The sequence below is a fragment of the Maribacter sp. 4U21 genome, from assembly GCF_002742365.1.
Taxonomy (GTDB): domain Bacteria; phylum Bacteroidota; class Bacteroidia; order Flavobacteriales; family Flavobacteriaceae; genus Maribacter.
Genome location: NZ_MDGN01000020.1, coordinates 1 through 318, shown reverse-complemented (window position 1 = coordinate 318; position 318 = coordinate 1). Strand labels below are relative to the sequence as shown.

Below are 318 nucleotides of genomic sequence, written 5' to 3'. Positions count from 1 at the left end.
GCATCGAGGACTTCTCGGCAAGGTCGCTGCAATATATCTTCATCAACAATATCAGCAGGGAGGCCAAGGTGACCACGGACAAATGGAAGGGGTACAGGCCCATCGCAAAGGTCTACGATATAAACCAGATAGAAAGTGCGAAGGGGGCCAACTTCAAGGCGCTGCATACCATGATACACCAGATAAAGTCCTGGATTAGAACGACCTATTCATGGGTGAGCGACTTTCATATCAACAGGTATTTCAACGAGTTCTGCTTCAGGATAAACCGCTCCCAAAGCAAGGCGACCGTATTCAACAACCTGATAACTAAAATGG

General features: G+C 47.5%; 1 protein-coding gene. It reads left to right on the top strand.

All coding sequences use genetic code 11. From position 1 onward, the window contains the following. Positions 1 to 318: transposase (locus BFP77_RS03865; RefSeq protein ID WP_143751838.1), on the top strand; the 318-nt coding region annotated here is incomplete at both ends.